The 18,390-nt window shown below is 64.1% G+C and carries 22 protein-coding genes and 1 pseudogene; 14 read left to right on the top strand and 9 right to left on the bottom strand.

Going from position 1 to position 18,390, the window contains the following annotated elements; all coding sequences use genetic code 11:
• Nucleotides 1-80: 80 nt before the first annotated feature.
• Nucleotides 81-446, top strand: a complete 366-nt coding sequence (gene dksA, locus HAP48_RS46940; RefSeq protein WP_170991616.1) for an RNA polymerase-binding protein DksA — start codon at nucleotides 81-83, stop codon at nucleotides 444-446.
• Between the two features lie 237 nt (nucleotides 447-683).
• Nucleotides 684-1,486 (top strand): annotated as a pseudogene (locus HAP48_RS46935) (phytanoyl-CoA dioxygenase family protein).
• A gap of 183 nt (nucleotides 1,487-1,669) precedes the next feature.
• Here HAP48_RS46935 and HAP48_RS46930 read toward each other — a convergent pair.
• On the bottom strand, nucleotides 1,670-2,080 hold the full coding sequence (locus tag HAP48_RS46930) for a winged helix-turn-helix transcriptional regulator (protein WP_166207309.1): 411 nt from the start codon (nucleotides 2,078-2,080) through the stop codon (nucleotides 1,670-1,672).
• Between the two features lie 113 nt (nucleotides 2,081-2,193).
• Between HAP48_RS46930 and HAP48_RS46925 the strand changes: the two genes are divergently transcribed.
• Both HAP48_RS46925 and HAP48_RS46920 read left to right on the top strand, forming a co-directional pair.
• A complete protein-coding gene (locus HAP48_RS46925) occupies nucleotides 2,194-3,222 on the top strand; it encodes an SDR family oxidoreductase (protein ID WP_166207306.1) in 1,029 nt (342 codons plus the stop codon).
• A 108-nt stretch (nucleotides 3,223-3,330) separates the two neighbouring features.
• Nucleotides 3,331-4,116, top strand: coding sequence for a 2-keto-4-pentenoate hydratase (locus HAP48_RS46920; protein ID WP_166207303.1), 786 nt, complete (start codon nucleotides 3,331-3,333; stop codon nucleotides 4,114-4,116).
• Between the two features lie 193 nt (nucleotides 4,117-4,309).
• Here the strand turns inward: HAP48_RS46920 and HAP48_RS46915 are convergent, their stop codons facing one another.
• Nucleotides 4,310-5,062, bottom strand: a complete 753-nt coding sequence (locus tag HAP48_RS46915; RefSeq protein ID WP_166207300.1) for a carbonic anhydrase — start codon at nucleotides 5,060-5,062, stop codon at nucleotides 4,310-4,312.
• Nucleotides 5,063-6,140: 1,078 nt separating this feature from the next.
• Here HAP48_RS46915 and HAP48_RS46910 point away from each other — a divergent pair.
• From HAP48_RS46910 to HAP48_RS46890, 5 genes are read left to right on the top strand one after another with little or no spacing between them, the layout of a single operon-like run.
• A complete protein-coding gene (locus tag HAP48_RS46910; RefSeq protein WP_166207294.1) occupies nucleotides 6,141-6,464 on the top strand; it encodes an ArsR/SmtB family transcription factor in 324 nt (107 codons plus the stop codon).
• A complete protein-coding gene (locus HAP48_RS46905; RefSeq protein WP_166207291.1) occupies nucleotides 6,461-6,892 on the top strand; it encodes an SRPBCC family protein in 432 nt (143 codons plus the stop codon). Before HAP48_RS46910 ends, HAP48_RS46905 begins: the two co-directional genes overlap by 4 nt.
• Before the next feature lie 34 nt (nucleotides 6,893-6,926).
• The gene (locus HAP48_RS46900) at nucleotides 6,927-7,151 is read left to right on the top strand and encodes a hypothetical protein (protein ID WP_166207288.1); all 225 of its coding nucleotides are present in this window, start codon (nucleotides 6,927-6,929) and stop codon (nucleotides 7,149-7,151) included.
• A 55-nt stretch (nucleotides 7,152-7,206) separates the two neighbouring features.
• Nucleotides 7,207-7,641, top strand: a complete 435-nt coding sequence (locus HAP48_RS46895; protein ID WP_166207285.1) for a DUF1801 domain-containing protein — start codon at nucleotides 7,207-7,209, stop codon at nucleotides 7,639-7,641.
• Between the two features lie 41 nt (nucleotides 7,642-7,682).
• Nucleotides 7,683-8,198 (top strand): GNAT family N-acetyltransferase, encoded by a 516-nt coding sequence (locus HAP48_RS46890; RefSeq protein WP_166207282.1) that lies wholly within the window; start codon nucleotides 7,683-7,685, stop codon nucleotides 8,196-8,198.
• On the opposite strand, the gene HAP48_RS46885 is transcribed toward HAP48_RS46890, so the two are convergent.
• The 7 genes from HAP48_RS46885 to flgF all read right to left on the bottom strand — a co-directional run bounded on the left by HAP48_RS46885 (nucleotide 8,188) and on the right by flgF (nucleotide 13,190).
• On the bottom strand, nucleotides 8,188-8,619 hold the full coding sequence (locus HAP48_RS46885) for a hypothetical protein (RefSeq protein WP_029085390.1): 432 nt from the start codon (nucleotides 8,617-8,619) through the stop codon (nucleotides 8,188-8,190). The genes HAP48_RS46890 and HAP48_RS46885 overlap by 11 nt on opposite strands.
• A 9-nt stretch (nucleotides 8,620-8,628) precedes the next feature.
• A complete protein-coding gene (locus tag HAP48_RS46880) occupies nucleotides 8,629-8,922 on the bottom strand; it encodes a hypothetical protein (protein WP_029085391.1) in 294 nt (97 codons plus the stop codon).
• A gap of 96 nt (nucleotides 8,923-9,018) precedes the next feature.
• Nucleotides 9,019-9,453, bottom strand: a complete 435-nt coding sequence (locus HAP48_RS46875; protein WP_224496864.1) for a hypothetical protein — start codon at nucleotides 9,451-9,453, stop codon at nucleotides 9,019-9,021.
• A gap of 348 nt (nucleotides 9,454-9,801) precedes the next feature.
• Nucleotides 9,802-10,554, bottom strand: a complete 753-nt coding sequence (flgH, locus tag HAP48_RS46870) for a flagellar basal body L-ring protein FlgH (protein WP_166207275.1) — start codon at nucleotides 10,552-10,554, stop codon at nucleotides 9,802-9,804.
• Between the two features lie 5 nt (nucleotides 10,555-10,559).
• On the bottom strand, nucleotides 10,560-11,615 hold the full coding sequence (gene flgA / locus HAP48_RS46865) for a flagellar basal body P-ring formation chaperone FlgA (protein WP_166207272.1): 1,056 nt from the start codon (nucleotides 11,613-11,615) through the stop codon (nucleotides 10,560-10,562).
• Between the two features lie 5 nt (nucleotides 11,616-11,620).
• Nucleotides 11,621-12,409, bottom strand: coding sequence for a flagellar basal-body rod protein FlgG (flgG, locus tag HAP48_RS46860; RefSeq protein ID WP_166207269.1), 789 nt, complete (start codon nucleotides 12,407-12,409; stop codon nucleotides 11,621-11,623).
• Between the two features lie 16 nt (nucleotides 12,410-12,425).
• Complete coding sequence (gene flgF, locus HAP48_RS46855) at nucleotides 12,426-13,190, bottom strand: flagellar basal-body rod protein FlgF (RefSeq protein WP_166207266.1); 765 nt, start codon at nucleotides 13,188-13,190, stop codon at nucleotides 12,426-12,428.
• A 382-nt stretch (nucleotides 13,191-13,572) separates the two neighbouring features.
• Between flgF and fliL the strand changes: the two genes are divergently transcribed.
• The 5 genes from fliL to HAP48_RS46830 all read left to right on the top strand — a co-directional run bounded on the left by fliL (nucleotide 13,573) and on the right by HAP48_RS46830 (nucleotide 18,283).
• Entirely contained in the window at nucleotides 13,573-14,061 is a 489-nt protein-coding gene (gene fliL, locus HAP48_RS46850) for a flagellar basal body-associated protein FliL (RefSeq protein WP_166207263.1), read from the top strand.
• 18 nt (nucleotides 14,062-14,079) lie between these two features.
• Nucleotides 14,080-15,282: a flagellar motor switch protein FliM gene (fliM, locus tag HAP48_RS46845; RefSeq protein WP_166207260.1), complete on the top strand. Its 1,203-nt coding sequence runs from the start codon at nucleotides 14,080-14,082 to the stop codon at nucleotides 15,280-15,282.
• On the top strand, nucleotides 15,279-15,743 hold the full coding sequence (locus HAP48_RS46840) for a DUF6468 domain-containing protein (RefSeq protein ID WP_166207257.1): 465 nt from the start codon (nucleotides 15,279-15,281) through the stop codon (nucleotides 15,741-15,743). Before fliM ends, HAP48_RS46840 begins: the two co-directional genes overlap by 4 nt.
• Complete coding sequence (locus HAP48_RS46835; protein ID WP_166207254.1) at nucleotides 15,740-16,552, top strand: MotE family protein; 813 nt, start codon at nucleotides 15,740-15,742, stop codon at nucleotides 16,550-16,552. Before HAP48_RS46840 ends, HAP48_RS46835 begins: the two co-directional genes overlap by 4 nt.
• A gap of 396 nt (nucleotides 16,553-16,948) precedes the next feature.
• Nucleotides 16,949-18,283: an IS1182 family transposase gene (locus HAP48_RS46830; RefSeq protein ID WP_166202952.1), complete on the top strand. Its 1,335-nt coding sequence runs from the start codon at nucleotides 16,949-16,951 to the stop codon at nucleotides 18,281-18,283.
• Nucleotides 18,284-18,390 lie beyond the last annotated feature (107 nt).

The raw sequence follows: 18,390 nt of genomic DNA, 5'->3' as shown, positions 1-18,390 counted from the left end.
TTTGTTCCCTCCGCCTGACAGGGACATGGCTGCCTTTGGAAAAGCTGAAGAACTACCGGCCGACTGAAAAAGAGCCTTTCATGAATGAGCGGCAGCGCGACTATTTCCGCGCCAAGCTGCTGGCCTGGAAGGATGAGATCCTCCGCGAATCGAAGGTCACGCTGCAGACGTTGCAGGAAGAGAACGTCAATCACCCCGACCTCGCGGACCGAGCGTCCTCGGAAACCGACCGTGCGATCGAACTTCGTGCCCGCGACCGTCAGCGCAAGCTGATCTCCAAGATCGACGCGGCGCTCCAGCGCATCGAAGACAACACCTACGGCTATTGCGAAGAGACCGGCGAGCCGATCTCGCTGAAGCGGCTCGAAGCCCGCCCGATCGCAACGCTGTCGGTGGAGGCGCAGGAACGCCACGAGAAGCGCGAGAAGGTCTATCGCGACGAATAGTGGCGGTTGATCGCCACGGATTGATCCCGGTGCGCACCGGTTGTAGGTTCGCGCCGCTATGATGACACGTACTCTCAACATCGCCTCGGTCTTCTTCCTGGGCTGATCCCGCTTCCACGAGGAAGCGCTGATCGCCCCGGCAAGATCTGCTTGGCCGGGTTCCAGTGAACCGAATGAGCCGGTCAGGTTCCGCGCATCGCGGAGCAGCGATGGCTGGCGACAGTTTGAGAGACAATCATGATTCATCGAGACGACGCGCGTCCGCTTGACGGCACGCAGATTGAGCAATTCATCGAACAGGGCTTTGTCCGGATCGACAACGCCTTTCCCCGCGAACTCGCTGATGCCGGACGCGCCATCATGTGGCGCGACCTGCCATGCCGCGAGCACGATCCCTCGACCTGGACGCATCCGGTGGTGCGGCTGCCGGGCTATGGCGAGGAACCGTTCCGGCAGGCGATCAACATGCCGGTGCTGTATCGGGCGTTCGACCAGATCGCCGGCCCCGGCCGCTGGTCGCCGCGCCACAACATCGGGACCTTTCCGGTGCGGTTTCCGCATCCGGACGATCCCGGCGATGCCGGCTGGCATATCGATGTCAGCTTTCCCGGCGACGATTGCGACCCGAACGAGCGGAGCAACTTCTCCGCCTGGCGGGTCAACATCGTGTCGCGCGGCCGGGCGCTGCTGATGCTGTTCCTGTTCTCCGACATCGGCGAGCACGACGCGCCGACCCGGATCCGGGTCGGCTCGCACCTGCCGATGGCGCGTTACCTCGCGCCGGCGGGCGAGGCCGGGCGCGCATGGTGCTCGACGAGATGGGCGCCGACTGCGAGGTCGCGTTCGCGACGGGCGAGGCGGGGACGGTCTATCTGTGCCATCCCTTCCTCGTGCATGCCGCGCAACCGCATCGGGGAACGAGGCCGCGCTTCATGGCCCAGCCGTCGCTCGGCAGCGGCGAGCCATACCGGCTCGAGCGTGACGACGGCGCGTATTCGCCGGTCGAGATCGCGATCCGGCGCGCGCTCGGCATGGGTTGATGCGGCGCTTCCGCGAACTTGGTCTACCTCTCCCGCTTGCGGGGGAGGTCGGATCGCATCGTTAGATGCGATCCGGGTGGGGGCTCTCTCCGCAATACGACTCGTGGTGATACCCCCACCCCAACCCTCCCCCGCAAGCGGGAGAGGGGGCCGAGTCCCATTGCCGATGCAATCGGTCCTCACTCAGTCAATTCCAACTCCAAGCTGCGTCTCGCCTGCCACGGCGCTTCGTCGGGCACCGAATGTCTTCGACCACGCCAGCAATTCGCGGAAGGCCGGCGTCAGGCTCCAGGCCGAATCCGTCAGCTCGTATGCGACCTGCAGCGGCTTCTCGGTGAGCACCTTGCGCGCGATCAGCCCGTCGCGCTCGAGCTCGCGCAGCTGCGCGGTCAGCATATGCTGGGTGATCGGAGCGAGCGCGCGGCGCAGCGCGCCGAACCGCACGCCGCCATTCATCAGCGTGAACAGGATCTCGAGCTTCCACTTGCCGCTGAGCGCGTGGATCGCGTGCTTGAACTCGAGCAGCAGGGCGGGGTCGGTCGGGCAACTCTCGCAGTCACCGCCGTCACACAGATCGCTGGTATTGTTTTCCATACCGGTCTCGATTTTCATTCTACTTGCCCGAACAGAGATAGTGACCAGATGCGGTCTGTGCAGGGTGGGCGGCGTGACGTCCGGACCCGCTGAACCATGGAGAGGGCGAGGGCATGAGCACGGTTTTGGTCACGGGCGGAACGGGCTTCATCGGCGCGCATACGATTCTGCAACTGCTCGCCGCCGGGCACGCGGTGCGCACCACGCTGCGCAATCCGGATCGCAGCAAGGACGTCACCGCGATGCTGCGCGAGGGCGGTGCCGATACGCCCGACCAGGTCGGCTTCGTCACCGCCGATCTCTTGCGCGACGACGGCTGGCGCGAGGCCGCTTCGGGGTGCGAATACGTGCTCCATGTCGCGTCGCCGCTCGGCGCCCACGTGCCTGAGGACGAGAACGAGCTGATCGTTCCGGCGCGTGAAGGAACATTGCGGGTGTTGCGCGCGGCGCGCGAGGCCGGCGTCAAACGCGTCGTCATCACATCGTCGTTCGCCGCGGTCGGCTATGGCCATCCGCCGCAAGCGGCGCCATTCGACGAGACCGTCTGGTCCAATCTCGATGGCGGTGATGTGCAGGCCTATCCCAAATCCAAGACGCTGGCCGAGCGCGCCGCCTGGGATTTCATCGCGCGCGAAGGCAATGGTCTCGAGCTTGCTGTGGTCAATCCCACCGCGGTGTTCGGCCCGGCGCTGGGGCCCGACTTCTCCGAATCGATCGGCATCATCAAGGCGCTGCTCGACGGCGCGATGCCGGCGGTGCCGCGGATCCATTTCGGGCTCGTCGACGTGCGCGATGTCGCCGACCTGCATCTGCGCGCCATGACCTCGCCCAAGGCCAGGGGCGAGCGCTTCCTGGCGGTCGCCGGAGAGACCCTGTCGGTGCTTGCCGTTGCCCGCCTGCTGCGTGAAAAACTCGGCAGCAAGGCGCGGCGTGTGCCCCGGTTCCAGGCGCCGGATTGGCTGATCCGGCTCGCCGCACGGCGCAATCCGCTGGCCCGCGCGGCCTTGCCGTTGCTGGGCAAGGTGCGGCGTTCCACCAGCGCCAAGGCGCAGAACCTGCTTGGCTGGCGGCCGCGCGGCAATGAGGAGATGATTGTGGCGACCGCCGAGAGCCTGATCAGGCTCGGTCTGGTCAAGGCCTGACGGCAGCTCACGTCCAGCGTGCTTGCCAGATGCGTCGGCGAGTGCTGAATTGCTGTGAGCAGGCAGGGGCGCCACGGCCCCGCCGAGAACATCAGGGAGGCTGCGCAGATGGACCGGGTCGTCGCGGCCGCAAAGGCGATCGCCGCCGCGCGCCGCAATCGCGCGCCGTTGAAGGCGCTCGCCAAGGACGTCGTGCCGCGCGACGAGGCCGAAGGCTACGAGGTGCAGCGCGCGCTGCACGATTTGCTGCTGGAACAGGTCGGCAGCCTGGTCGGTTACAAGATCGGCTGCACCAGCGCGGTGATGCAGGAATACATCAACATCCCGCATCCCTGCGGCGGCGGGGTGTTCGAGAAGGTCGTGCATGACAGCGGCGTGCAGCTGCCGGCGGCCGATTTCGTCCATGTCGGCGTCGAGTGCGAGATCGCGGTGCGGCTCGCGCGCAATCTCGCGCCCGGCGAAGCGCCGTTCACCGCCGAATGGGTCGCGGAGGCGATCGAGGCCTATTATCCGGCGATCGAGATCGTCGACGACCGCTACGTCAAATGGGAGACGCTGGGCGCGCCGACGCTGATCGCCGACGACTTCTTCGCGGCCGGCTGCGTGCTCGGCGAGGCGGTGCCGCGCATCACCGTGCCCGATCTGCGCCAGGTCACCGGACGCGCGCTCGTCAACGGCAAGGAGGAGGGGCGCGGCACCGGCGCCGACGTGCTCGGCCATCCCCACAATGCGCTCGCCTGGCTCGCCAATCATCTCGCCGCCGAAGGCCGCGGCCTGCATGCCGGCCAGATCGTGCTGACCGGCAGCCTGGTCAAGACGATATGGCTGAAGGCCGGCGATGCCGTCGTGATGGAGCTCGAGGGGCTCGGCAAGGTGGAAGCGACGTTCACCTGAGATGACGTTAGGCTGAGGCGCTTGTATCCACATGAAGACGTCGTCCCTGCGAAAGCAGGGACCCATACTCCGCGGCGGTTGTTGTGAACGGGGCTCGTCGTTCCAGCGATGCACAACAATCAGCATTCGTGGTTATGGGTCCCTGCTTTCGCAGGGACGACACTGAATGTGCGGAGCGACGTTCACCTGACTTTCACGTCGCCGGTCGTTTCGCGTCCGTGACCAGCTCGACCTTGCCGTCGGCCAGCCGATAGACCGCGCCGACGATCCTGAGCTTGCCCTGATCGACCGCGGCGCTGAGGATCGGCGTCGCCGATTTGAGCTTCGCGACATTGTCGATGACGTTCTGCGTGATGGCGTTGGCGAGCCGGTCGCCGGGCTTGCCTTCGGTCGCCTTTACGGCCGGCGCGAGCGCGTTGACCAGCGAGGGCAGATGGCCGGGCAGGGTGGTGTTGTCCTTCAGCGACTTGATGGTGGCGTCGACTGCCCCGCAGGCGTCATGGCCGAGCACCATGAACAGCGGTACGTTGAGCACCGCCGCCGCATATTCGAGGCTTGCGATCATCTCATCGCTGGCGAAATTGCCGGCGACGCGGCAGACGAACAGATCGCCGCGTACGGCGTCGAAGGCGTACTCCGGCGCGATGCGGGAGTCCGCGCAGCTCAGGACGCCGGCGAACGGATTCTGTCCGCCCGCCAGCGCCTCGCGCTCGTGCTTGAAATCATGCCGCCGCGAGACGCCCTCGACATAACGGAGATTGCCCTTCACCAGCCGGTCCAGCGCCGCGTCCGGCGACAGCACGTTCTGCGGTTTCGGCGGCGGTTTCGTCTCTTTGGCGAAGACCTGCGGCGCAAGGGCGAGGCTGGCTGCGCTGCACGCCGCGGCAGCGAGGAAGCGGCGCCGTGAGGTCTGGGTGGGAAGAGTGACGTCGCAGAGCTGGCACATCAAGGATCTCCGTGAACAAGGACTGCATCCGCGCAATGGTTGTAAATCATGCGCAGCGCCATCGCAGCGGGCTCTCATGTCGCGCCGCCTACACCACCGTCGTCCCGGCCTAGTGCGCAATTGCGCACGGGAGCCGGGACCCATACGCCGCAGCAGATGTACTGAACGGGAACGGGACGCGTCGTTCCAGCAACGTGCGACAATAACCACTTGTGGTAATGGGTCCTGGCCTTCGCCGGGACGACGATGAGGATGGTTCTCGATTCAACAGTCAAACAGCTTGTTCAGTGTCATCACCCGCGCATGCGGGTGATCCAGTATTCCAGAGACGCTGGTGCTTGAGCCGAGAGGCCGCGGCGTACTGGATCGCCCGGTCGAGCCGGGCGATGACAGTGTGGGTGGGGACGCAACTGCGCATTCTCGCGACATGATTTGCCCGAGCTTTGCGTCTCGTTTCGCCCTCTCTTGAACAGAGGGCGCAGGGAAAGCCGGGTGCCGATCGCACCCATGGGCCCCGAGCAAAAGGTAGAAAGCTCGGGGGTAGGACCACAGGTGAAACCGAACAATCCGGCTTTCCCTGCGCGATGGGTTACGGCTTACTTCGTGCTCTCCCCGGCGAGACTGGGCTTTTTTGTCACCGCCTTCGCAAAACGCATTCGCGCTTTGCTTGGGGACACCGGCCGCTAGGGCGTCAGGACCACACGACTTCGCCGTCCGCCTCATGCGCATTCGTCAATCGCGCAATCGGCGTCCGTCGCATCTCACACCGCGTTCGTGACGATCGCGACCCGCCCCTCTATCGGGTGAGACGGGCAAACCATACACTGAGTTGTCATTACGATAAACCGAAATATTTTTGCGCGGGGTGATTGACAGATTTTGCTGAGTTGCCCGACGGGCAGTTCGTGCCGGCGAATAACCGGTGGGCTATGAAAAGCCGAAGCGGCGAGTTTCAGGATCGAGCCACCGAACGGCAGGAAGAATTCGACGTCCTTCAGCCCGCCCGGATTCCCCATTGACTCATCCATAACTGGCTGGTTATACGTTAATCAATAACCACCAGGTTATGGATCGCAAAATGCCTGACGCCCACGACATGCTGTTTCGAACCCTCGCAGACCCGACCCGCCGGGCGATCTTCGAGCGCCTGTGCCGCGAGGGCGAGCAGACCGTCGGCGCGCTGACCGCCCGCGCAAAAATCTCGCAGCCGGCGGTGTCGAAACATCTCGGCGTGCTGAAGCAGGCCGGGCTGGTGCGCGATCGCCATGAAGGAAGGCAGACGCATTACAGCGCGCAACTCGGCGCACTGGCGCCGCTGATCGACTGGACCAGCCAGATGGCGGGCTTCTGGCAGAACCGGTTCGACCACCTCGAAGATCTCCTCAAAAGGATGGACCAATGAACAAGACCACCCGTGAGACGCGCTCCGCGATCGTCGAGCGTGAATTTCCCCATGCGCCGGAAAAGCTCTGGCGTGCGCTGACCCAACCGCATCTGATCGAGGAGTGGCTGATGAAGAACGACTTCAAGCCCGAGGTCGGGCACAGCTTCAATCTGCGCGGCGAGTGGGGCGGCGTGCTGGACTGCAAGGTGCTCGCCGTCGAGCCGCACAAGACGCTGTCCTACACCTGGAATTTCGCGCATGCGGATGCCGCCTACAATCTCGAGAGCGTGGTGGTGTTCACGCTGACGCCGACGGCGAAGGGCACCCATCTGCGCGTCGAGCAGTCCGGCTTCCAGCCACATCAGAAGCAGGCCTATGGCGGCGCCCATGCCGGATGGAAGCAGTTCCTGGAGAATCTCGATCAGCTGATGGCGCGGCCGGAGTGAGGCCCGCACAACACCTATCAAACAGGAGGTCACATTGAACTGGAACAACTGGATCAGGCAACTTCACCGCTGGCTTTCGATTGCCTTCACGGTCGCCGTCATCATCAACATCATCGCCATGGTGCATCAGCAGCAAGCCGTGTGGATCGGCCTGCTGGCGCTGTTCCCGCTGATCCTCATGCTGCTTACCGGCCTATATCTGTTCGCGTTGCCCTATCTGGCACCACGGCGGGGATCGACCTCGGCATCACAAGTGTGATGCCCGGGCATCCCAAATATGATTGCATAGGGCAGGCGAGGAATACGAGGCGGACATGACGGCATCGGAACGCATCGACCGGATGATCGAGGATCTCACCGACTGGCGCGGCAAGACGCTGGCCAGCCTGCGCAAGAGCATCCTCGCCGCCGACCCCGGCGTCATCGAGGAGTGGAAGTGGATGGGCAGCCCGGTGTGGTCGCGTGACGGCATCATCGCGGTCGGCAACGCGCACAAGGGCAAGGTGAAGCTGACTTTCATGTACGGTGCGCAGCTGCCGGACCCCGACGGATTGTTCAACACCGGCTTCGAGGGCAATGTGCGGCGCGCGATCGACCTGTTCGAGGGCGACAAGATCAACGACCGCGCATTCAAGGCCCTGATCCGCGCCGCGATCGAGCTCAACCAGGCCAAATCGAAGAAGCCGGCCAAGAAAGCTGCGAAGAAGGCTGCGGCGGGTGCCCGCGCGGCCGCGAAGAAAAAGGCGTGAGTTGCGATCGTGCGTTGGCCCGCTGACTCGATCGAGCTGAAATGATCACAACCAGGCTCGCCACGTCGTCGGACGCGGAAGCCGTCTCCGCGCTGCTGACAGCCAACAGCGGTGACCGGGGCGGCATGCTGCTCGGGCAATGGCCGCGCGATGCGATCGAGACGCACATTGCAAGCGGGCAATCGATCGTCATCGCGATCGACGAAGCGGGCAGGCTGCTCGGCGCGCTCCTGACGTCGGAGAAGGGGTTTGACGAGGCTCCGCCGGTGCAGGCCATGCTGCAGGCCTGGCCGGGGCGTCCGGATGCCTATGTGTATGGTCCCGTATGCATCTCGCAGGACGCGCGCGGCCTTGGAGTCCTGGAGGCTTTGTACGCGAGGCTGCAGGCAAATTTTCCCGGCCGTGAGGCGATCCTTTTCATCAGGGACGACAATCCGCGCTCGCTCAAGGCGCATCTTCGGCTCGGCATGCGCGAGGTCGCGCGGTACGACTTCAACGGCAAGGTCTTTGTTGTCTTGAGCGACAGGCCCGAGGGGAGCGGCCAGATCAAGGGATAGTCCGTGGCTCAACTGTATCGGCAAGCCGCCTCGCGTCGCGGACAACCGGATAGATCCCGGCGCAGGTCAGCACGCCGAACAGGATTGCGCCAAATGTCCGCGTGAAGTCCGCCGACTGCAAAATCACGGCCATGACCGCGATGCCGAAGCCCGTCGAGAGCATGGTGAAGAACAGATAGGACCACAGGAATTGAATTGCCTGCTGATCGGCGGCTTTGCCGGCGGCCAGCCGGCGAACCTCGCGCCGCGTCCAGAACAAGTCGGAGATGACGGGAATTAGGACGAGAATCGTGACTGCGAAGGAGAGGCCATCGAAGCGCTTGATCGAGCTTGCAAGGCACAGGCCGAACACAAAGGCGCCGACCGCGCCGCAGCAAGCATGCGCGAGCAGCTTCATGACCGTGATCGGCCGAGCGTTCATTGCAGGCGGTCACGCCTTCGTATGCACGATCACTGGACCCGCCACTGCGGTAGCCTGGCCGATCAGCAATGGACCGAGATTGTCATCGATCCAGGCCAGCGCGCGACGGTTGGCCTCCTCGGCGCCGGCGTAATTGTTGAAGACGCTGATCGCGGTGACCGTGTCGTCGCCGGCATAGACCACGTAATAGGCCATGAAGCCTTCGACGTCGCTGATGATCGGAATAGCGCCTTCCTTGATCCGGCGCGCGAGTTCTTCGGCGCTACCAGTCTTCGCCTTGGCGTGACGGATGGCGGCATACATGCGGTCCTCCTTCCGGCTGCATCGATTGGGCTGCGCTTCGCGCATGTGCAATGCTACGCCTGATAGGGCAGAGACGCCATCGACATTGCGGACGGGTCAGCTGAAACGCCTGGTCACGACGGTCGTGCGGCGGCCGGGGAGTTTTGGCAGTCTCGCGACATCCGCGCGTGTTGTCGTCGTTTTTGGGCCGGGGGCGGGCTCCGGCTCGTGCTGCTGCAGAAACAGCGTGGCCTCGAACAGCACGCCGGGGGCCTGCTTGGCGGTGCCCGAGCACACCGCCCGGTTGCCGTTGAACGAGCCGGTCAGCTGCGCCTCGACCTCGTCGCAGCCGAACACCGTGGTGAACGGGCCGTCGGCATATCTGTGCGTCGTCAGGGTCGCGGTGAAGCGGTCCTCCTCGAGCTGATAGCTACCGCCATAGGTGAACATGGCGTCGCCACCCGAGATCCTGCCATTTGCGAGCTGGACTATTCCGGTGCCTTCGCCGCGCGGCGTCCGGAACCACGCCGCATATCGACCGTCTCTTTGCATGACTGTCATACAAATAGAAAACCCTGCGTTGTCGCCTAGCTACGTTGCAATCGATCGGACTTCCACTGTGCGCTGCTGCGACGGTTAACGAACCGAGAAAGCCATCGTGTGACTTTCGGAAAGCGGTATCGGACTGGTGCACGCCGATCGCGCGAGCGCACGCTACCGGTCACAAAATGCCACGGCCCTCGCCAGGGGAGCTAGCGAGGGCCGTGTTGGTACACCGCGCCGCGCCTAGGTTCGCGACGAGATGTGGGAGCTCGTGAAAATCCTACTTAGGCATGATCCATTTCCGAAAACCGGTTTCCACTTTGCGCTAACGCGGCCCTTCGGGTCGGGATCATGCCGTTAGAAGGGCAACAGCACGTCGAGGACCTGCTGACCGTAACGCGGCTGCTGCACATCGGTGATCTGGCCGCGGCCGCCATAGGCGATGCGGGCCTGGGCGATCTTCGAGGAGTCGATGGTGTTGTCGCTCTGGATGTCCTCCGGGCGCACGATGCCGGCCACGATCAGCTCGCGGATTTCGTAGTTGACGCGGATCTCCTGCTTGCCTTCGACCACAAGGTTGCCGTTCGGCAGCAGCTGGGTGACGACAGCGGCGACGTTGGTCTGCAGCGCTTCCTGGCGGTTGACCGAGCCCTTGCCGTCGCTCGAGGCCGTGGAGTCGGCGGTCAGGATGCGGCCGGGCAGGATCTTGTTCGGCTGCGTGATGGTCTGCGAGCCCAGGAAGTTGGTGACCCCGGAGTCTTCGGAATTGGTGCGGCTGCGCTGGGTTTCGTTGGCGATTGCGGCCTTGTCGGTGATGTTCACCATGACGGTCAGGATGTCGCCGACCCGCGCGGCGCGCTGGTCTTTGAAGAAGGCGCGGGAGCCGCTGCGCCACAGCGAGTTCGGGCTGTAGGAAGCGACCTCGGGCTTCGGCATCGGCATCTGCACCGGCTTGTAGCCGGGCTGCGTCGTCGGGTTCTCGATCTCCGTCAGCTTCGGCTTTTCACCGATCTGGGAGAGACGGTCGATCGACGAGCAACCGCTGGCGATCGCTCCGAGTGCGAACAGCGCACCGGCCAGGACGAGGCGGTTGATACGGTACTGGGACATGAACTTTACTCGGCGTTTGGTGCGACTGAACTCAGCTTGACGGGAGCGGAATTTGGATCGGTGGCGTCGGCGGCCGGCGCGGCGCGCGGGGTTGCGACCGAGATCGAGACCTCGCCGCGGCCGGTGACGACGCCGGAGACGGCGCGCTTGGACTGCAAATTCATCACGTTGACGACGTCGCCCTCGGCGCCGCCGTCGATCGCCTTGCCGCGGATCGTGAGGTAGAGACCGGAGGTGCGGTAGATCAGCGTGACGTTCTGGTCGCGGGTGACCAGATCGGGCTTCACCAGGTCGGCGGCGCGCAGGGCCTGGCCGGCGCGGAGCTGGCGGCGGACCTGCATGCCGATGGTGCTGTCGCGCACCGCCGCGTCGTTGCCGATTTCGGCCTTCGGACGGCGCTCGACCAGCACGTCGGAGGCCTTCAGCAGCTCGCCGCGCTCGACATTGCGCACCAGCACGGCGGCGTCGATGGTCTCGATCGCGGTGCCGGTGAGGCGCAGCTTGTACGGCGCCGTCCCGGCGTCGTTGCTGATCTCGAAGGTCACGTCGAAACGCGTCGAGCGCGCGTCGTAGCGCACGCCGATCGGCTGCATCGCACCCGTATTGGTCGCCTCGAGGCGGATGTCACCGGGATCGCGGTCGAAGGTCAGCGCGATATTGCCGGCCCGCCCGAGGCCGTGGCGGCCCTCGAGCGCGCGCGACACCTGCTGCTCGATTTCCTTGTTGTCGATGGTGCGCGCCAGCCGCGTGACCGTGATCTCCTTCAGCTCGCGGGTGTCGACGCCGATCACCTGGTGGCTGCGCAGCACGTTCAGCGCCTGGGCGACCGGCAGCGTGCCTGTCGTGCCGAGGTCAGGGGCGCGGTAGATCGCGATGCTGCCGGCGCTGCCGGCATTGTCGATGAGGTCGCCGACCCGCACGATGTCGTCCGCGACGGTGATGCTGGCGCGCAGCGTCGGCACCGCGATGGTCTCGCTGCGGCTTTGCGCGGCTGATGGTGCCACGGTGAGCGCGAGGAGCGCGGCTGCGATCAGGAGTGAGCGGGCGATCATCGACATCATCATCCTCAGCGGAACAGGTTGGAGGTCGACTGCATCATCTGGTCGGCCGCGGAGACCACCTTCGAGTTCATCTCGTAGGCGCGCTGGGCGGCGATCAGGTCGGAGATTTCCGAGACCACCTCGACATTGGCCTGTTCGAGGTTGCTCTGCTGCATGTCGCCATAGCCGTCGGTGTTGGCGATGCCGTCCTGCGGCTGGCCGGAGGCCGGCGTTTCCTGGAACAAATTGTCGCCGATCGGCATCAGCCCGGCCTTGTTGATGAAGCGGGTCAGGCCGATCTGGCCGATATTGGTCGATGCGGTCTGGCCCGGCAGCGTCACCGAGACCTGGCCCTGCGCGTTGATGGTGAGGCCGGAGGCGTTCTGCGGGATCGTGATCGTCGGCTGCACCAGGTTGCCCTGCGCGTTGACGATGCGGCCCTGATTGTCCATCTGGAACGAGCCGTCGCGGGTGTAGTTGAAGGTGCCGTCCGGCATCAGGATCTTGAAGAAGCCTTCGCCGCGGATCGCGACGTCGAGATCGTTGCCGGTCGGAGACAGCGTGCCCTGGGTCATCATCCGCGGCGTGCCGACGGTCTTGACGCCGCCGCCGAGGTCGATGCCCATCGGCATGATGGTGTTCTGATCGGAGGCCTGTGCGCCGACCCGGCGCACGTGGTCGTAGATCAGGTCCTGGAACGCGGCGCGCTGCTTCTTGTAGCCGGTGGTGCGCAGGTTCGCGATGTTGTTGGAGATCACCTGAACGCTGAGTTCCTGTGCCGCCATTCCGGTCGCTGCGGTATAAAGTGCGCGCATCGGTCAATCCTCCGGATCAGTTCGGCACGTCGGCGAGCTTCTCGATCGCCGATTTGTGCAGGTCGCTCTGCTGCTGCAGCAGCGAGGCGATGGCGGTATAGGTTCGCGTGATCTCGATCATGCGGCTCATCTCGACGACCGAGTTGACGTTCGACTTCTCGATGAAGCCCTGGCGGATTTGCGCCTTGGTGTCCGGCAGCGGCTGCGCGCCCTCGCCGGTTGAGTAGAGGTTCGAGCCTTCCTTGAGCAGGCGCTGGGCCTGCGCGAACGAGACCAGGCGCAGCTTGCCGCGCACCGAGTCGAGGCGGGACGTGCCCTCTTGCACGGTGATATTGCCGTCGGCGGCGATGTTGACGTCGTGGTCGGTCTGCTGGAACGTGATCGGACCGGCGTTGCCGAGCACCTGGTAGCCCGAGGCGGTGACGAGCTGGCCGCGGCCGTTGATCTGCAGATTGCCTTCGCGGGTGTAGCGTTCGCCGGCCGGCGTCTGCACCACCAGGAAGGCGTTGCCGTCGATCGCGACGTCGAGCGGGTTCTTGGTCTCTTCGGTCGGACCCTGCGAGAAGTCGTGGAAGGTCGCGCGGTCCTGCACAAAGGAGACGCGGCGGTCGGAGGACGCGAAATTGTCCTCATGCGCGTTCGAGGACAGATATTCCTGGAACAGCGACCGGTCGGCCTTGTAGCCGTTGGTGTTCATGTTCGCGATGTTGTTGGAAACGACATCCATCTGCCGTTCCAGCACCATCTGCTTCGATAGTCCGACCAGAAGCGTATTCTGCATCGGTGGTTCTCCCCTGTGAGGTGATCCGATGCAGAGGTTCTCCCAAACCTTCACGCCGGACCGTCGGTAACCATTGGGTTCTCCCAAACCCGCGGGTTACGACGTCCTCTCAGCGAAAGCCGTGCCAACTTGAAATATTCAGGTATTTTAATGGCTTAGGTGTTTTGCCGGGGGCCGCGCGGGGCGGCAGAAAGGTCTTGTTGACCATGTTTGCCCGGCAGTTTTTTCCTAGTGGATGGTAAATCCTAAGCTTCCGTTAACCATTATGACCCTAGCGTTGCCTTCGTTGGGGCGCGTGTGCGCTGGCGGCATTTGTATCGCGTCTTCAGGCCAAAGCTGGGGCAAATCGCGTTCGCATCCTTCAGAGTGAAGCGAGCGGACGATGGCGGACGAGGAAAAGACGGATAGCGGCGAGGGCGCGGCCGCTCCGAAGAAGGGCAAGCTCAAGCTGATCATTGCCGTCGCAGGCCTCCTCGTCGTGCTCGGCGCGGGCGGGGGCGGATGGTTTGTCTTCATGCGCGGCCACGGCGAGGAGCAGCACGCCGAGGCGCCGTCGCCGAAGCCGCCGAGCTTCGTCGACGTGCCGGACATGCTGGTCAATCTGGTCGGCGCGCCCGGCGAACGGGTGCAATACCTCAAGCTGAAGCTCGTGCTCGAGGTCAAGGAAGAGAAGCAGGCCGAGGCGATCAAGCCAGCGCTGCCGCGTGTCACCGACCTGTTCCAGACCTATATGCGCGAGCTGCGCCCGAGCGATCTCAACGGCTCGGCCGGCCTGTTCCGCCTCAAGGAAGAGCTGACCAAGCGGGTCAATCTCGCGGTTACCCCCAACCAGGTGAACGCAGTGCTGTTCAAGGAAGTCGTGATCCAGTGACGGGGTGGATGTAAAGCCATGGCCGGCAACGACCAGATGGACCAGGACGCCATTGCGGCCCAATGGGAAGCCTCGCTCGATTCCGAGGATCCCGCAGCCGCCGCGGCGGAAGCTGCCAAGAACGAACTCACCGAGAACATGGCGCTGCAATGGGCCGCCATGGTCGAGGACGGCAGCCGCGACTTCGGCGGCAAGAACACCAATGGCGAGCGCGTGCTGTCGCAGGAGGAGATCGACAATCTCCTCGGCTTCACGGTCGGCGACGTCAGCCTCGACGATCATTCCGGCATCCGCGCCATCATCGATTCCGCGATGGTGTCCTACGAGCGTCTGCCGATGCTCGAAATCGTGTTCGACCGCCTGGTGCGGTTGATGACGACATCCTTGCGCAATTTCACCTCCGACAACGTCGAGGTCTCGCTCGACCGCATCACCTCGGTGCGCTTCGGCGACTATATGAACTCGATCCCGCTGCCGGCGGTTCTGTCGGTGTTCAAGGCCGAGGAGTGGGAGAATTTCGGCCTCGCCATGGTCGACTCCAACCTGATCTATTCGATGATCGACGTGCTGCTCGGCGGCCGCCGTGGCCAGACCCAGCTCAAGATCGAGGGCCGGCCCTACACCACGATTGAGACCAACCTGGTCAAGCGGCTGGTCGAGGTGGTGCTGTCGGATGCCGAGCAGGCGTTCCGGCCGCTGTCGCCGGTGACCTTCACGATCGACCGGCTCGAGACCAATCCGCGCTTTGCCGCGATCAGCCGCCCGGCCAATGCCGCGATCCTGGTCCGCCTGCGCATCGACATGGAAGACCGCGGCGGCAACGTCGAATTGCTGCTGCCCTATGCCACCATCGAACCGATCCGCAACGTGCTGTTGCAGATGTTCATGGGCGAGAAGTTCGGCCGCGACCCGATCTGGGAAGGCCATTTCGCGACCGAGGTGGCGCAGGCCGAGATTTCCGTCGACGCGGTGCTGTACGAGGCCGACATCCCGCTGAAGGAGCTGATGAAGCTCAAGGTCGGCGACACGCTGCCGCTGGATATCCGCTCCGACGCGCTGGTTTCGGTCCGCTGCGGCAACGTCACGCTGACCGAAGGACGAATGGGCCGCGTCGGCGACCGCGTCGCGATCCGCGTCACCAAGAATTTGCGCAAACCCCAAACCACCTTCGCGATGTTCGAGAAGGCGGATGAGCGGACCAAACTGATGGAGGCACCATGAGCCATGTGCTTGGACTAGCGATCGAGAGTCTGGTGGCCGTGCTGCTGATGCTGACCATCGGCTATTGCTGGCTGCTCAACAAGCGCCTGCAGCGGCTGAAGGCGGACGAGCATTCGCTCAAGGCGACGATCGCGGAATTGATCACCGCGACCGAGATCGCCGAGCGGGCGATCGGCGGGCTGAAGCACGCGGTGCGCGACGTCAACGAGAACCTCGGCAACCGGCTCGATGCGGCGACGCAGATGTCCGCGTTGCTGAAGACCCAGCTGGCGGAAGGCGATGGCGTGGTGCGCCGTCTGTCCAAGATCGCGCAGGCCGCGCGGCCGTCCGAACCCGCGTATGCGCCGGCTCCCGCCGTTGCACCGGCGGCGCCGGCGCCCAGGGTCTCGGCCGCGCGCGCGGTTGCCGCGGCGGCTGAAGCCTTCACCGAGCGCAGGAGGGCCGGCGGTCTCGCTGCATGAAGTTGCTTCGTGACATCAGAGTGATGCCCGTGGTGCTGGTCGCGATCTTCGGCCTGATGGTGCTGAAGGTCGCGGGCCTCGTGCTCGATGGCGGTTACGTGTTCGCTGACGAGGCGCGGCCGGCTGGCCCGTCTGGCCCCTCTTGGGCGCAGCAGAACTTCAATTTCCCCGGCGCCGGCAAGGCGGTGGTTGACAGCAAGCTCAAGGCCGATCCCGGCGACATCACGGGATCGGTGCACGGCAAGGAAGAGAAGAAGGACGAGGCGCCGAAGCCGGCCGCCCCGGCTGCGGAGCCGTCCAAGCCCGACGGCGTGGTGGTCAATCTGGATGCGCCCGCGCCGGTGTCGGCGTCGGAGCGCGCGATCCTGGAACGGTTGCAGGCGCGCCGCCAGGAACTCGAGACGCGCGCGCGTGAGGTCGATATCCGCGAGGGCCTCCTGAAGGCCGCCGAGAAGCGCATCGAGGCCAAGGTCGAGGAGGCCAAGGCCAATGACGCCAAGTCGAACGCCGATGCGGCGGCAAAGGCGGAAGCAGACGCCGCCCGCTTCAAGGGCATCGTCACCATGTATGAAAACATGAAGCCGAAGGACGCCGCCAAGGTGTTCGACCGCCTGGAAATGGGCGTGCTCTACCAGATCGCCTCGCAGATCCAGCCGCGCAAGATGTCCGACATCCTCGGCCTGATGCAGCCCGAGGCCGCCGAGCGGCTCACCGTCGAACTCGCCCGCCGCGCCGGCGGCGACAAGTCGGCCTCAACAGACGATCTCCCCAAGATCGAAGGCAAGATCCTCGCGCCGAAGACGAATTGAGGGGAGCGTTAGCGCAGGGCTTGCTTCCGGCAAGCTTGCGCCCGCGAGCCAGGCGGGGCCTCGGCGAGGTCGGCGATGGCTCTTGCGACGAAAGATGGATCGGCACGGTCCAGCGCCGGTGCCGCTTGCTCGAGTATCTTCAGATGGTCCTTGATGCCGAACCTTGCTGTCTTGAGCGGCATCTCAAGTCGCCAGTTTCTGCGAGCCGGGCCAATGTGATGGCAAGCATTCTTTAACCATACCGCAAACGCATTCGAGAATGGTCTGAGATACCTTGCGGCCTCACCGCAGGGCGGAGCCAGCTCGGAAACTGCGAAAGACTTGCTCGCTCCTTCCTAGGAGCTTGTCTGGATAGTCGCTGTTCAAATCTGGTCGGGTCTGATTCAACATTGGGCGATGAGCAAGTATTTTCGGCCTTGGAACATCGATCAGACGCTGCTTCTGCCGCCGAATGTGCAGGACTTCGTGCCGAAAGGCCATGTCTCGCGGTTTATGGTTGATCTGGTGCGGGAGAGCCTCGATCTCAGGGAGATCATGGGCAGCTATGTGAGCGGGCTTGGGCAGCCGCCGTTTGATCCGCGGATGATGGTGGCGCTGCTGCTGCATAGCTATGCGAGTGGGCTGTATTCGTCGCGTCGGATTGCCAAGGCCTGCCGGGAGCGGAACGATTTTGTGATGATCGTGGCGCTGGATGCGCCGGATTTTCGGACGATCAGCGACTTTCGCAAGCGACATTTGAAGGCGCTCGGCGCGCTATTCGTGCAGGTTCTGAAGTTGTGCGAGACGGCCGGGCTGGTCAAGCTCGGTCATGTCGCGCTGGATGGTACGAAGATCAAGGCGAACGCGTCGAAACACAAGGCGATGAGTTATGAGCGCATGAAGAAGCGCGAGGCGGAATTGAAGGCCGAGGTCGCTCGCATGCTGGCGGCCGCCGAGGCGGCGGATGCCTCGGAGGATGAGACTTTCGGCAACAGCGACGAACTGCCGGACTGGACCGTCGACAAGCAGAAACGGCTGGCGAAGATCCAGCAAGCGATGGCGGCGCTGGAAGCGGACGCCAAACTGGCGGCGGAGGAAGAGCGCCGCATCGAGGCCGAAAAGGAACAGCAGCGCCAGGCCGAAGGCCGCAAGAAGCCGGGCAAACCGGCGGCGCTGCCATCGGAGGAACCCAATCCCAAGGCGCAACGCAACTTCACCGATCCGGAAAGCCGCATCATGAAGTCGAAGGATGGCTTCGTTCAGGCCTATAATGCCCAGGCGGCCGTCGATGCACATGCCCAGATCATTGTCGCGCAAGAACTGACCCAGCACGGCAGCGATCAGGGCCAGTTGGTGCCCCTGATCGAGGCCATCGAGAGCAATCTTGGCCGCAAGCCGCGGCAGGCCTCAGCGGATTCCGGCTACTGCAGCGAAGCCAATCTCGAAGCGCTCGACACACGCAGCATCGATGGCTATGTCGCGCCCGGACGCGCCAAACACCCGACAGTAGCGAACGGAAAAGTCGGCGGCCCGCTGACACAGGCCATGCGAAAGAAGATCGACGATGGCGGCTTCGAAACACCCTACCGATTGCGAAAGCAAGTGGTGGAGCCGGTGTTCGGGCAGATCAAACAGGCAAGAGGCTTCCGCCAGTTCCTGTTGCGGGGCATCGAGAAAGTGCGCGCCGAGTGGACAATGATCTGCACCGTCCATAACCTCCTCAAGCTGTTCAACCTCGCAAACGCAGCCTGAGCCTGCTACTCTACAACAAATGCCCGTCACGAAAACATATCTGGACGGGCTCCTAGCCCCCCGAAACAATCCATTGACGTTAACAGCTCCTTAACGCCGCCCGATCC

The organism is Bradyrhizobium septentrionale, assembly GCF_011516645.4.
GTDB classification, from domain to species: domain Bacteria; phylum Pseudomonadota; class Alphaproteobacteria; order Rhizobiales; family Xanthobacteraceae; genus Bradyrhizobium; species Bradyrhizobium septentrionale.
This window is presented reverse-complemented; position numbering and strand designations above follow the sequence as displayed.